Raw genomic sequence first — 13,963 nt, 5'->3', positions numbered from 1 at the left:
TGTCGGTTAACGCTTCGTGAATGGTAAGCAGGAAGGATTGGGGCCTCTACCCAATCAGGTGGAAGTAAATGGATATCGGCATCATCGCAAAAATGATCGGCACAATAATCGAGAACGCCGTCCCCACAAATATGATCGCTCCATTATACTTTACATGGTTCAATCCCAAGGACTGAAATGCGCTTTTAAAGCCATGCAGCAAATGGTAGAAAAGTGAAATACATCCAAAAATATAAATGACCACAAAAACCGGGCTCTGGAATTTCCCCAGCATCATGTCGTATAGCGGCAATTCTTCTCCCTGCAGAATTTGATGGGTGCGATTGGGGATCCAGAAACTCGAGGTATGCACCACCAGGAAGAGCAGGATGAGTGTGCCCAGCAAGGTCATGCTGCGGCTTGACCACGTCACCTTTTCAGCAGGCTTCACGGTGTCGTAACCTACCGGCCGGGCTTTCCTGTTTTGTCTCCATAAGATCAGGGCATCGATGATGTGGATCAGGAAGCCGATGATCAACACGATCTCCAGCGTACGGATCACCGGGTTTGTGCCCATGAAATGCGCCCAGTGTGTGAAGGTGACGCCGCCGTCGTTGTAGAAGATCATCGCGTTGATGGTGCAATGGACGACCAGGAAACTGATCAGAAACAAACCCGTTAGCGCCACCAGGAATTTCCTACCGATAGTGCTTCTTGTAAATTTTATAAACCATTCCATGGCGTGTGGGGTGTTAGTTTGAATCGCAACAAAAATACGGCACAACGCCTGATTCCGTATACTAAAAAAAATATTTTATCGACGTTGTCCAGCCGTTAAAATACGATTGTCATCCTGGATTGGGCTGGACCGAAAGGGTAATGCCTTGGAAACGCCCCAGGGAGCCCGAAAAATTCTTAAAAAAAACATTCAGGATTTTGTCCAGATCGGCTAAGCCGGTTGTCTTCCTTTCAAAACAACAAAATTCACAAAAATGGAACCTAGATTAAATGCTTTTGAAAAGGGCCAAAACGGCATCAATACCCTCTTTGGAATCGGTGGTTATTTGAAGAAATCGTCGATCGGCGTCCCCCTCCAGGAACTGATCCATTTCCGGCTCTCGCAGATCAATGGCTGTGCCTATTGCCTGGACATGCACTATAAAGATGCGCGTGCCCATGGCGAGACCGAGCAACGCCTGTACGGCCTGAGCACCTGGCAGGAATCACCGTATTATACCGACCGTGAGCGCGCTGCCTTTGCCTGGGCGGAAGCGGTAAACGCTTGTCACGTTCCCGACGAGGTGTATGCAGAGACACGGAAACATTTCACCGAGGAAGAGATGGTGGACCTGACGCTTTCCGTGGGCGCGATCAACGTCTGGAACCGGATCAACATTTCGTTCCCGAATGCGATCGGGACCTATCAGGTGGGTCAGTTTGGTTGAGCCGCCCGGTAACACATTCACCAAAAAAACTAAACAAAAACAACATGAACGAATTTTTGATATTGATCCACAGAGATCTGAAAAGCAAAGATGCCAGTCCGTCGCCCGAACAAATGAAGGAAGCGATAAAACCTTTCCAGGATTGGGTGGGTGGCATTGCCGCACAAAACAAACTCGTGGGTCCGCCCAAACGCTGGGATTTGGATGGACGCGTGGTAAAGAAAAACGATGTCGTTACCAACGGTCCCTATTCGGAGATCAAGGAGTCGGTGGGTGGCTTGCTCCTGGTGAGGGCCGAAAGCTATGATGAGGCGGTGGAGATCGCGAAGGGATGTCCGATCATTCAATGGGGTGCCACGGTGGAGGTGCGCATGGCCATCCAAGCTGTCTGACATTTTTTTGTAACTTGAATCGAAAAATAAGCACGACCGATGAACGAATTCCTCATAGCGATCCATCGCGATCTGAAAAGCAAGGACGCGAGTCCTTCGCCCGAGCAAATGCAGGCGTCGATCAAACCGTTCCAGGAATGGATCGGCAAGCTCATCGCAGAAGATAGGTTGGTCAGTCCCTACAGGCGTTGGGATGGTGTGGGCAGGGTAGTGAAGAAGAGCGCTGTGACGGATGGCCCCTATGCCGAGATCAAGGAATCACTGGGAGGCTTGTTCGTTGTGCGGGCCAAGGACTATGACGAAGCGGTCGAGATCGCAAAAGGTTGCCCGATCCTGGAATGGGGCGCCACGGTGGAAGTGCGCATGGCCCTCGTCAGCGCCTGACGTAAAGAAGATGCCTCGTAATATTACAGGGCATTTTTATTCGCTCATGGAAGATCAAACGCTTTTACCTCATTTATTCAGGACAGAGTACCGGAACATCGTTTCGGTACTCTGTTATTTATTTGGCATCCAACACATCGAGATCGCCGAAGACCTGGTGAGCGATACTTTTCTTTCCGCGACGGAACTCTGGAGTCTGCAAGGCGTGCCCGACAATCCCAGGGCGTGGCTTTATGCCGTGGCCAAAAACAAAACCAAAAATTATTTAAAACGGAATTCGCTTTTTGAGAACCGGCTTTCAAAAGAGATAACGTATAGTGCCGACAAATCGGAAGAAATGGAGATCGACTTGTCGGAGAAAAATATCGCCGACAGTCAATTGGCCATGATCTTCACCATCTGCAACCCCTGCAATGCCCCGGAAGCTCAGATTGCCCTCGCGTTGAATTTGTTGTGCGGGTTTGGGGGGCAGGAAATCGCAGACGCATTTTTGACCAACAAGGAAGTGATCTATAAGCGCATCAACCGCGCGAAGGAGAAACTGAAGGAAGCCAATATCAAAATCGAGCAACCCACCGTTGCCGAAATAAACGACCGGCTGGAAACGGTCTTAAAGACGTTGTATTTATTATTTTCCGAAGGGTATTACTCTACGTCACAAGATACGCCGCTGCGCAAAGACCTCTGCAGCGAAGCGATGCGGCTCACGATTTTGCTGATCGAAAACAAAGCCACCAACAAACCCGCCGCCAATGCGCTGTTGGCGTTGATGTGTTTTCACGCCTCGCGGTTTGAAGCCCGGACAAACGAAAAAGGGGAAGCTATTTTATACGAGGACCAGGATCAAACTCTTTGGAACAAAGAACTCATCGAAACCGGGAAGGCTTATTTAAATCGCGCGTCTACCGGCGATGAACTCACCAAGTATCACCTGGAGGCGGGCATCGCCTACTGGCACACCCAAAAAGAAGACACGGCCGAAAAATGGGAGAACATTTTATCCCTCTACAACAGTTTGCTCATCCTGGAGTATTCGCCGATCGCCGCATTGAACCGGACGTTTGCGCTTTCGAAAGCCCATGGAAAGAAAGTTGCCATCCTGGAAGCAGAAAAATTGAAGCTCACCGACAATCCGTTTTACTTTTCCCTGTTGGGGAATCTCTATTCGGAGTTGGACAATGAAAAAGCCATTCAACATTTTGAGACGGCGCTGCGCCTGACGAATTCGGCGGGAGATAAGCTAACCCTGACAAAAAATATTCAGCGGTTGAAGGAGGCGAAAGCGGTGAACAACAAACCAGCATAGCGTTGTTCTTCCTGAAATCTTTACTGAAGTTAGAACGTTTCCGACGCAGCCAGGTAAAATCCGGAAGACTTGTCGCCAAAGCCTATATCGACGGCGAGGTTTGTGCGCGTTTTCTTATCCACCATGATCCGGAGGCCCAGACCGTAGCCAGGCTTTACCGACTCCATTAATTTTAGCGATTGTTTCGGGTTGCTGGCTGTGGTGGCATTCACAAACAGCACGCCTCCCCAGATGCCGCCGCAGGGAGAGAGCGGGAAACGGTATTCGGCTTCGCCATACATGAGATTGTTGCCGCGAAAACGTCCCTGCGTGTAGCCGCGTGCGCTCCGGCTCCGTTGGTCGTAGGCGGTGGCGGGCAGGATCATATAGGGAAATTCGCCTTCGGGCGAGAAGTTCCCCATGAACCAGAAGGCCATGAGATGGCGCGGATTGCGGGCCGACAACGGATGGAAACTCCGCCACTCGATGGAGAAAAAATTGGCTGCGTTTTTATTACCCAATAGTTTCATCGAACCTCGCCAGCTGATCATCAGGAAGTGCCCTTTGTAGGGATTGATCATGTTGTCGCGCGTATCGGAGATCAGGTTGATGTTCAAGGCCGACGAATAGTATTTATTCGTATCGAATCCGTACGCTTTGTTGTAGGCATAGTGGCTGGTGATCACCGTGTCGCCGGGATTCAACCGGAGTTTTTTGTCGTCGATTTTAAAGTAGTAGTCGAGGTAGTATCCGACGCCCACATAAAAAGCTTTGCCGATCTTGAAGGATGCCGATTGATAGAAGCGGAGAAAGTTAAAGTTGATGGGCTGTGCAAGCGAATCGTCGGACGTTTCCTGGCCTGCGAGATTGAATTGATAATCCAGCACGCCTCCCTGGGGAGCATTGGTCCCCAGGCCGTACGTGGACTGTGAGAAAATGAGGTAGCGCCAATCGCCTGTAAAAAAGATGTTGTTGTTTTTTGTATAGATATTATTCTTTAGCAGAAACAATTGTTGGTTTTTGGAAGTGAACTGAACGCTGCCCGACAACATGGAATAGCGGGTTTCGACACCCGGCAGTTTGAAGGCATATTGCCCGCCGACGCCCAACATAAAACCGGTTGCCGGGTTGGAGCCGATAATCGGGATGAGCAGAATGGACCCGGCACCGCTGGTATCGATCTTAATAGGTTTGTGCATCGCTTCACGAAGCACACCGGGAAGGTCACGTTGAACACAGGTGGTGTCGGCTGTAGTTTCCGGAGGCGCTTGTGCCTGGAGGTGGGCGTGAATCCACAGGCCTGGCAGGAGCAGGAAAATCAATTTGACAAAAAGCCGCGGGTTGCTGGCAGGCATGGGTTGGAGGTTGGACGTGCTGGGCAAGATCAGATATTCCCGATACGGGTGCCAGGTAGGGGGTCATACCTTGCAGGTGCAGCGGCTTCTTGTGATGTCTTTTTATTTTTTAGCCAGCACCGGATATTTTGCAAAGATCATTTTCACCGCCGTCTTGATGTTGCTTTCTCTCTTTTCGGGAGATGCATTTTCGTTCAGCGTCTTTGTGCCCCGTCCCTGCCACACTAATTTTTCGCTGGCCTTATCGATCACGTTAACGAAGAGGGTGCCGTCGGTGTACGTATTGTAATTGATGTTCGTGGTGGAGAAGCCTCCGCCGTAGCCATACCTGCCGTACATACCACCCGTATTGGTGGCGGTGGCCTCGGTTCTCTCTTTTGCTTTCACTTGCAGGTCGACCAGCGCATCCGGAGTGGTGGACTTCGTCATGCCCCGAGCGGCCATTTCGGCGTCTACCGCCTGCATCATTCTGTCGCGGTTCAGATCACCCACCGGCAATTTCAATGTTTCTTCGGTGTAGGCATAGGTCTTGTACTTATTAAAATCGACAGTCTTATCGTAATCATAGCTTACGGTAATCGAACTGCAGGCTGTGGCTGCAAAAAGAAAAATGGCTAATTTTTTCATATCGTTGTTGTTGGTTTAAATGGAAAATTTGATGGGTTACCCCGATCCTATTTTACAGGCCGCTCGAGCCCTTTCGCGCGACGCATACCCCGCGTTGGGACTTACGACACAGCGCCTGATTTAAAGATAGCCGCCTTTAAACGCCCAGATAAGTTACATGACGTTAATTAACGGTTAAGTGGAGGGGCTTTTTTACCTCTGACGGGAGCGGGTATTGTACCCAGGTTCCCGTGCCAAGGGCTCCATCGGCGTGGTCTGGGTTAAAGCCCTGTCGAAAGATTGTGTTGTACCCTGGCCTAAAGGCCAGGGTTATTCAAATTATATTTAATGGGTTGGTGAACTTGATTTAGATTCTGACAGGTAGGAATCCGTTTGTACGGGCGTGGATTCTAAAGGCACTCTGTTCTGGAGCCCTGAGGTTTGTGGCGAAGCGCGTTAGCAGGATGCTCTGGAACTGAATAACCCTGGCCTTTAGGCCAGGGACAAAATCCCTCACTCATCCGGGCTTTAGCCCTGACTGCATTCGACCTTTTCTAAGAGAGTTAACTCACGATAATGTGCGTTAGACTAGATGATCGTCTATGCTTTCATTTTTTTAGCATGGGAAGCTCTTCATACAACCCCATCCGAACCACGACATTGATCACGTCTTCGATCTGGTAAAACCGGGCAGCAACAGAGGTCGAGATGCTTTTCTTTAACAAAGCATAATATTTTTCACGAAGCATCAATTCGTTTTTCTGAATGGCAGCGCTTTCCTCTACCAACTTATTTGTACTCGCATCATCCAGTTTTTCATAGTTGTCGACATAGGATTCGATCAGTCTTATTCTGCGGAGGGCAAACGGCGAGCGTTCCTTTTCGTACTCCTCATAGACCGGCCAGAATTTGGCAGCGTCATCTTTGGTCATGGTTAGAAATTCGGCGACGATGGATTTTTTCTCGGATTTAAATGCATTTCGAATCAGTTCACCTTCCGAATGCTGGGCATAGCCGGAGACACAGCAGAAAATGAAGGAAAGTAGTGTGATGTTCTTTTTCATGACGTTCGGGTTTAAGTGTTTAGGTTCGTAAGGGTGTGACCAATGTGTTGAAGACTGCCTGACCTGTCAGAACTTTTTTGAAATGGAGAGTAACACAAAGGGGTCTTCAAAACCGATGTTGTATAAGTAAGTAGTAAACTCCCAGTTTTTTACGCCCGCGCCAATCATGAGTCCTCGTTGAAGGTCCAGGGCCGTCTCATACACCCGGATTCGTTGAGCGCTGATGCCAAACCAGAGCCAGTCTGTCGGGGAGTAGGTGAAGTCACTCCAGCTGTACAAGTAGTGGTTTTCGGAGCTTTGGAAATCAAGATAGACCTCTCCCTCGGTGTACAGCGTAAACCGCTTGAAGTTCAAGGTGACCTCGAGGCCGGGGGCCATGCCGTCGGAGCGCCCGACCACGGCGCCTAGCATGGGCGTGATGGTGTACTCCAAGGCATTGCCACCTTTGAAGTTATAGCCGGCCCATGCCGAAAAGGTTTGCCGGTCTTCATAGTTATAGCGGGCTTCCAGGTGCAATTTTTTTTTGTCGGCCTGGAACAAGGGCAGCACAAAGAAATCGTCGGGGATAAAATAAAAGTTAGCGTGGGCATTAAATTCCCAAACCGGGGGATCGGCAGCGGGGGCGCCTTGCGCGAACACAGAGGCGATGCCGAAGCTAAAGAAGGATAAAAGACAACCTCCTCTCATCCTCCTAAAAGTAAAGTGAGCGCGACCATCAACAATCCGATGCCGGCATAGATCACGGCGGTGGGGAAACGGCGAAAGCCGGCATAGCCTGCGAGGATAAAGCCGCCGATGAGCAATAGAAAAACAGCCACACCATTCGACACCCGCAAGGCAAAGGCAGCGTCGTGAAAAAACAAAAAGGGGAGTGCCACGGGAAAGGTGCATAGAAATACAAGCAAAAAGATCTCGACCCCGACGACCAGGTCGTTCCAGGTGAGCAGGTATTCTTTTGAGGGCGGGGATATTTTCTTCAACCGGTCACCCACCCGATCCAACTCCTCGTCGGTCAGCAGGACCGCGACCAGCGGTGGAAGTTCTTCTTTCAGCACGACGCGTGAGGCTGCTTTGCTTTCTGCATGCGTCACTTTTTTCAGGATGGCGAGGCCATGTCCCCGTTCCAGCAGCGCATTCATGACGAACATAATGGCATCCACCAACCCCCAGGCCACATTGCATCCCAGGGCTGCCCAAAGGAGTTCCCGGATCTCCTGCTTGCCGTCGGAGGCCACGCTGATGGCGCCGGTGAAGCTTAACACCATGATCAGTCCGAACAGTACTTCAGAAGTCCTGTCGACTGGGTTTAATACGGCGCCTCTTTTGACGACACCTTTCCAAAAATTCTGATTGTCCGTCATACAGCAGGGATAAAGTAAAGCATGGTGCCCATGATGATATACACGATGATCAACTGGACCCCCTTATACCAATTGGAGCGCCCGTCGCCCGCGACGACGCTTGCCAGGATCACGGCGAGGAACAAGGCCAGGATCAATCCTCTTGAAAAGGAGAGGTTCAATTGTTGGGGGCCGACGAAGGTGCTGAGGATGACCAGCAGCGGTGCAATGAACAGCGCAATTTGGATCGAGCTGCCCAGCGCAATGCCGATGCTGAGATCCATTTTGTTTTTGGAGGCCATGATCACCGCCGAAATACTCTCGGCGGCACCGCCGACGATGGCTAAAAAAATGATCCCGATAAACACACTCGACATGCCCAGCACTTTTCCGGTTTCCTCCGCAGCCCCTACCAATACTTCGCTCATGAAAGCCGCCAAGACCGATGCGACAAGCAAGATCGTCACGGCAAGCGACCCCGACCATCTCTTTTCGTGTTCTTCATCATGGGCTGACGTGGCGTCGCTTCTGAAAAAATCGGGATGTGTCTTGATCATGAAAACGAGATACAATACATAAGCCAACAGGAGCACGATGGACACGTTCAGGTTTAATAAATTTTCAATCGCGACGGGGAACTTGTCTACCGCGTAGCCATGGAAGGCGCTGGGGATGGTGAGGCTGATCACGGCCATCATCATCATGGAACTGTATACCCGTACGCTGGTGGCATTATAATCCTGGTTGCGAAACCTTGTGCCACCCACTAGAAACGACACCCCCATAGCGAGCAGTAAATTGGCAAGTATAGCGCCCCCCAGTGAGGCCAACACCATTTCATGCAATCCTTCTTTCAGCGCAATGGCGGCGATGATCAGTTCCGGAAAATTGCCGAAGGTTGCGTTGAGCAGTCCACCGATGGCATCCCCCGTATACGTGGCGAGTTGCTCGGTAGACGTTCCAATGAGCCGGGCGATGGGGATGATGGAAAGAGCGGCCGAGAAGAAAATCAGTGGCGCACTCGCGTGGCTGGATTCGAGAATGAAGGTTATCGGAATAAAAACAAACAACCAATGGATGCCGGGCTTTAGTAAATTTTTCATGGTGCTGTTTATTTAACCTATGGTTTTATGGATCCGTTTGTACGGGTTTGCTGGGATTCAAATACATTTTATATCGAAGCTGGATCACGTTGTCGTTGCTGATAAAATCCCCGTCGATCTCATTGCGCGACGACTGACGGGTGTAGATCAATTCAAACCGGTGTTTATAGCTCAGTCGGTATCCCAGCCCGATCCTGGCGCGCCGCCGATTGGCATAGCGTTCGTCCACCTGGTCGTCCACCACAATAAATTCTTCGTAGTCCACAATGCCATACCACAGGTTGTTCGTGAAGAGATTGGGCTGGTTGATACAGATGTAGGCTTCGGCTTTGATCCGGGTGCGGTTGCTGATGTCCCAAACATCATTCTCAACCTCTCTGAAGTAGCGCTGCTGATACCGCAAGAGGATCCGGGTGTCGATCCGCTTATTTTGCGTAATGTAAAAGCGGGCACCGACAATAGGTGAGATCTCAAACGAGTTGCTTCCCTCTTTCTGGAGCGTATACCCCAGCGGTACTTCCGCCGTCAGATCCATCCATCGCGAGAACGTGTACTCAAACGTGGGGCTCACACTGAAACTTCGCCATTTGAAATCCTGGGTTAAAACGGTTTGATAGGTTGCCGAAACCTCGAACAGAAACACATTCGCAAAGGGATAGTCCAGCTGATAATCAAACCAGAGTTGCTCGTGACGTTGCGCACGGCCTTGTATTTCCGCCATAAGAAGAAGAGCAGCCATTATGCAGATGCGTTTATACATGCAGCAAGGGTCTTTAGCATATGATTTACTTTTGAAGGATCTACAATAAGGTTAGCTGGATACGCGCTTGAAAGAATTGCGTGACGCCTCTCAAATTGAATCGATCCAGGACCCCGTATCCATAAGCCAACTCGAGCCGCACATCCTTGGAGAGATACCAGTTTACCATGGGCGTAAGTCTCCAGAATTTGCCGCCCTGGATCACCCCGTCGTTCAGGTCGAGATTGGAGAACCTGAGCAAGACTTCCCACGCGCCCGGCCCGCCTTTAAAAACAGGTCGGGCGACGGGTACAAATCCAAAAATACTCGTCGCTGTATTGTAAGGGCGCGTCTCACCAGTAAGGAGACACATGGCCACCAGTTCACCGCCGTAAAATATCTTACTAGCTCCTTCCGGCGAATTGAATTGGTGGAGGTAATATTCGGAACCGAACATCCACGAGCCCTTTCTGAAGTAGATCTCGGCCCCAAAATGATTTGACCCGGTAGACGAGAACTTGTCCGTGTCGAGAAAGTAGGGAGCGGGATTTGCTTCCGGCCGGGACTTCAAGCGGATGGCACCGTCGACGGGTGCTCCATACCGGTAGTTAAATCCAACATGGAAAACAGTTTTGTCGGGCTGGGAATAGAGCGGCAGCCACCCGACGCGTCCGTCCAATTGCCATTTGTAGGTCGAGAACGATTGGCCTTTCGAAAGCCAATCGGTGTACACGCCGAGGTTCCAAAAAATGCGTTGCTTCGGAAGGAAGCCAAGCCATTTCACACCGTCGGCCAGAATGGGAATGACGTCGAGCGCCATTTGTCTCTCCAGGCCCCAACCGGCATAACCGTTCATGACTTTGTTCATGGAGAATCCTTCTTTGGTCCGGCCAATAAAGAAACTGCCCCACAATTCGGGCACATCGATCATGAGGCCGGTCTCGCGCACCAACCAGGAATCGGTAACGCCATCGTACATAAAGCCAACCTTCCAACTGAATGCCCTCTTTGTTTTAAATTGTCCGCTGGCCACCAGTCGGAAATCACGGACTTTAAAGGCCGACTTCACTTCATATCCTGCTGAGTCGGCCTGGCGCTTGCTGTTGCTGTCTTGCGCAAAACCTGCAAACTCATAAAGGAAACCTCCGCCCGCTTTAAAGGTGGTGATCTTTCCCGGAAACAATCGCCACCGCTTGTCTCTCCATTTTTTTGGAACGGTGTCCGCTTTGACAACCTCCAGCATTTCCCCCATGGTTCCGTCTGGAATGTATTGCGTCGTATCCTGGCCATAGGAGGTTAATGCGATCATTGCCATGATGCTCAACAAGTATGCGTTTCTGATGGCATGTGTTCGCCGTTTTTTTTTCCTCATTCCAGGATCGATTTTATAAATGGTTCATAAGAAAACCCACGCGTCGCTATGTCTTGCTGTGAGCTGGCTTCCCGCCACCAATGATTTTCATAGGCGTTAACAACGCGTACGCTCCTAGAGTATACCCAGCGGTGTAATAAATCCAACCGTAAACCTGCCGGTGTTATAATCCGCGACACCAAACCGGGTTTTTGCGTAATCTGAATACTTATATACCCGTCCGACCCAGTTGGCAAAGAACTTGAGATTTAAATTGTCCCACGGATAATACTCCGCGGCCGGGATATAACCCCATGCGGTTCGAATGTGCTGTTCACCGGTTGTGTTTTCAGGATCATTGAAACTGTTTCTCCACTGGGCAATGTCCATCATGCCCACAAAGGTGAGATGTAACTTTGGCGTGATCATGTAGCGAAGATTGATCCAGTGGCCGATGTATCGCGAGTTCGCTAGGGCATAGGGATAAATATTATCCGGAACGGTTTGACTCACCAGGCCGGTCCGGTCCAGTTGCTCGTCGCTCCATTTGAAATCATAGATAAATCTGAATTTATTTAATGTGAACTCATTGCCCAGGGCGATGTAGTTCATGTTGGCATTGCTGGCTTCGTTGAATAAGGAATATGACCAAATGGTTTTGATCTTGCCGTCCAACAGACTTCCACGCCAGTTCACTACGAATGCCAAAGGCGCTTTCGACTCGGTGAAGTTGGGTTGCGTTCCATATAATTCGGTGAAGGTTTTTGTTCTGGAATCCAATACCTGGAAGGTCCATTGGTTCCGTTGACTGGGCGTGTAGGTAGCACCAACCCCTGTCAGGAAGTTGTCGGCATACTCAACAATGTCGGAGTATTCATAGATGTCGATCGGATTCCAATCAAACTCCCAGGCGCCCCAATCGGCGCACATCTTGCCGGCCGAGGCGCTCCACTTTTCCGATATGTCGAAACGCAGGTAGGCCAGGTCGACCGAGCGGCTCAGGTTGTCGACGGACTCCGATGTTTGTGCCCGCGTATACCGGTCGCGAAAACGGAAGAACACTTTGTCGTGAACTTTACCTCGTATTTCCAACCTGAACTGCTCGTTGCGGAACCGGGTTTTCATGTAGTCGCCATCCTGAAATTCGTTTCGCAGTGCGAAATTCATGTTGGCAATCACGCTGACGTCCCGAAGCAATCCTTGTTTTGCTTCCGGGATCAACGTGGGGTAGTAGGTGGTGTCGCCCATCTGGCGCTCCTGTTTCTGCGCCCAAAGCGTAGCGGGGAGCAGGAAGAACAACAAGAGCCATTTTATACGTATGGATGATTTCATAACTTTTGGTTTATAAGATCAAAGGATGATGTAGAGCCGTTCCATTCCGTTACAGTTTCTGTCCCGTCAATGCAACCGGATCCATGAGCTTCTTGATCTGATCTTCGGTCAGCAGTTTCTTTTCGCGGATCAGTTCAAGAATTCCCTTACCGCTTTGAAGCGCTTCTTTTGCCAGCTCCGTTGTTTTTTCATAGCCAAGAACTGGATTCAGCGCCGTCACAATGCCCACGGTCGTTTCTAAGTAATGCTTTAGGACCTTTTCATTCGCGGTGATGCCGTCGATGCAGTTTTTGCGGAACAAGGGCATCAGCTTATAAAAAAGGGCTTGTGACTCCATGATGGAAGTGGCGACCACGGGTTCATAGGCATTGAGTTGCAGGAGCCCATCGCGCGATGCGATCGTCACCGTGGCATCGTTACCCATTGCCTTGTAGCACACCTGGTTCATCACCTCGGGCATGACGGGATTTACTTTTCCGGGCATGATGGACGAACCCGGTTGCAATGCCGGCAGGTTGATCTCAAAAATTCCATTGCGTGGACCTGAGGTGAGAAAGATCAGATCGCTGCTGATTTTAGAAAGCGTGACCGCCAGGTTTTTATACGCAGAAGAAAACATGACAAAAGCTTGCATGCTGCTCGTGGCGGCGATCAGATCTTTTGGTCCAACGATGGGCTTGCCCGTGATCTTTGCCAGTTGTGCCACGCATTTTTCGGAATAACCCGGCGACGCCGTTAGTCCCGTACCAATGGCGGTGGCGCCCATGTTCACTTCGTATAAATAAGCTTCGCTTTTGCGGAGGGCATCGATGGCAGCGTCAAGTTGTGCACCAAAGGCATGAAATTCCTGTCCCAGTGTCATGGGCACAGCGTCCTGGCCTTCGGTGCGGCCCATCTTCACCAGGTTTTTGAATTCTTCTCCTTTTTTGTGAAACGCCTGCGATAACAACTCTGCTTCTTTGATCACTTTGTCGTTGTGTAATATCAAAGCGATGTGAATGGCCGTGGGGTAAACATCGTTGGTCGACTGCCCCATGTTCAGATCGTCGTGAGGCTCGATAAACTGGTACTCGCCTTTTTTATGACCACCCATTTCGAGCGCAATATTGGCCAGCACTTCGTTGGCGTTCATATTGGCCGATGTGCCCGCACCACCCTGGTAAAGGTCGGTCAGAAATTGATCGTGATATTTTCCGTTGATGACTGCCTGGCACGCTTTCTCGATAGCATCCATGCGTTCTTTTTTCATCCGCCCCACTTCGGTGTTGGCGCGGGCAGCAGCCAGCTTCACGATGGCATAGGCCTTGACGTAGTCGGGATAAAAATTGGTTTTCACCCCACTGATCTGGAAATTCTCCAGCGCGCGGAGCGTTTGAACGCCGTAGTAGGCATCTGCCGGAATTTGTTTTTCTCCCAGCAAGTCTTTTTCTGTGCGGGTCTGTTGTGCCTGTGCGTACTGCAAGCTGATCAACATCAACAAGGACAATACGGTTATGGATTTCGTGGCTTTCATTATTTTGGGTTTTGTCTTTAGGATAATCACACTGCCCAGGAAGCATTGCGCCCAGAGGTGAATCTGAGCGCAATG

15 protein-coding genes are annotated in these 13,963 nt (G+C 50.3%); 4 read left to right on the top strand and 11 right to left on the bottom strand.

Annotation, left to right across the window (positions count from 1 at the left end; translation table 11 throughout):
• Positions 1–46: 46 nt before the first annotated feature.
• A complete protein-coding gene (locus tag BUB30_RS16170) occupies positions 47–718 on the bottom strand; it encodes a succinate dehydrogenase cytochrome b subunit (protein WP_073135948.1) in 672 nt (223 codons plus the stop codon).
• A gap of 253 nt (positions 719–971) precedes the next feature.
• Between BUB30_RS16170 and BUB30_RS16165 the strand changes: the two genes are divergently transcribed.
• The 4 genes from BUB30_RS16165 to BUB30_RS16150 are packed head-to-tail and all read left to right on the top strand — an operon-like array spanning position 972 to position 3,506.
• Positions 972–1,424 carry a carboxymuconolactone decarboxylase family protein gene (locus tag BUB30_RS16165; protein WP_073135946.1) on the top strand — a complete coding sequence of 151 codons (453 nt, stop codon included), beginning with the start codon at positions 972–974 and terminating at the stop codon, positions 1,422–1,424.
• 44 nt (positions 1,425–1,468) lie between these two features.
• Positions 1,469–1,816: a YciI family protein gene (locus tag BUB30_RS16160; RefSeq protein WP_073137303.1), complete on the top strand. Its 348-nt coding sequence runs from the start codon at positions 1,469–1,471 to the stop codon at positions 1,814–1,816.
• 39 nt (positions 1,817–1,855) lie between these two features.
• Positions 1,856–2,200 (top strand): YciI family protein, encoded by a 345-nt coding sequence (locus BUB30_RS16155; RefSeq protein ID WP_073135944.1) that lies wholly within the window; start codon positions 1,856–1,858, stop codon positions 2,198–2,200.
• 10 nt (positions 2,201–2,210) lie between these two features.
• A complete protein-coding gene (locus tag BUB30_RS16150; RefSeq protein WP_245804110.1) occupies positions 2,211–3,506 on the top strand; it encodes an RNA polymerase sigma factor in 1,296 nt (431 codons plus the stop codon).
• Positions 3,507–3,535: 29 nt separating this feature from the next.
• Here BUB30_RS16150 and BUB30_RS16145 read toward each other — a convergent pair whose 3' ends face one another.
• The 10 genes from BUB30_RS16145 to BUB30_RS16100 all read right to left on the bottom strand — a co-directional run bounded on the left by BUB30_RS16145 (position 3,536) and on the right by BUB30_RS16100 (position 13,888).
• On the bottom strand, positions 3,536–4,840 hold the full coding sequence (locus BUB30_RS16145; RefSeq protein WP_143164955.1) for a BamA/TamA family outer membrane protein: 1,305 nt from the start codon (positions 4,838–4,840) through the stop codon (positions 3,536–3,538).
• A 102-nt stretch (positions 4,841–4,942) separates the two neighbouring features.
• Positions 4,943–5,467, bottom strand: coding sequence for a DUF4136 domain-containing protein (locus BUB30_RS16140; protein ID WP_073135940.1), 525 nt, complete (start codon positions 5,465–5,467; stop codon positions 4,943–4,945).
• Positions 5,468–6,054: 587 nt separating this feature from the next.
• A complete protein-coding gene (locus BUB30_RS16135) occupies positions 6,055–6,510 on the bottom strand; it encodes a hypothetical protein (protein ID WP_073135938.1) in 456 nt (151 codons plus the stop codon).
• 66 nt (positions 6,511–6,576) lie between these two features.
• Positions 6,577–7,197, bottom strand: coding sequence for a hypothetical protein (locus BUB30_RS16130; RefSeq protein WP_073135936.1), 621 nt, complete (start codon positions 7,195–7,197; stop codon positions 6,577–6,579).
• Positions 7,194–7,871: a hypothetical protein gene (locus BUB30_RS16125; protein WP_073135934.1), complete on the bottom strand. Its 678-nt coding sequence runs from the start codon at positions 7,869–7,871 to the stop codon at positions 7,194–7,196. The genes BUB30_RS16130 and BUB30_RS16125 overlap by 4 nt, the downstream gene beginning before the upstream one ends.
• The gene (gene cax / locus BUB30_RS16120; RefSeq protein ID WP_073135932.1) at positions 7,868–8,953 is read right to left on the bottom strand and encodes a calcium/proton exchanger; all 1,086 of its coding nucleotides are present in this window, start codon (positions 8,951–8,953) and stop codon (positions 7,868–7,870) included. The genes BUB30_RS16125 and cax overlap by 4 nt, the downstream gene beginning before the upstream one ends.
• Positions 8,954–8,978: 25 nt before the next feature.
• Positions 8,979–9,692 (bottom strand): DUF2490 domain-containing protein, encoded by a 714-nt coding sequence (locus BUB30_RS16115; protein ID WP_178377130.1) that lies wholly within the window; start codon positions 9,690–9,692, stop codon positions 8,979–8,981.
• 61 nt (positions 9,693–9,753) lie between these two features.
• On the bottom strand, positions 9,754–11,064 hold the full coding sequence (locus tag BUB30_RS16110) for an OprO/OprP family phosphate-selective porin (RefSeq protein WP_073135928.1): 1,311 nt from the start codon (positions 11,062–11,064) through the stop codon (positions 9,754–9,756).
• Between the two features lie 114 nt (positions 11,065–11,178).
• Positions 11,179–12,375, bottom strand: a complete 1,197-nt coding sequence (locus BUB30_RS16105) for a porin (protein ID WP_073135926.1) — start codon at positions 12,373–12,375, stop codon at positions 11,179–11,181.
• Between the two features lie 49 nt (positions 12,376–12,424).
• Positions 12,425–13,888 (bottom strand): aspartate ammonia-lyase, encoded by a 1,464-nt coding sequence (locus BUB30_RS16100; protein ID WP_143164954.1) that lies wholly within the window; start codon positions 13,886–13,888, stop codon positions 12,425–12,427.
• Positions 13,889–13,963: the final 75 nt, after the last annotated feature.

Origin of the sequence: Chryseolinea serpens, from assembly GCF_900129725.1 — a bacterium.
Classification (GTDB): domain Bacteria; phylum Bacteroidota; class Bacteroidia; order Cytophagales; family Cyclobacteriaceae; genus Chryseolinea; species Chryseolinea serpens.
The sequence above is the reverse complement of the archived record's forward strand: the minus strand, read 5'-3'. Positions and strand labels throughout refer to the sequence as shown.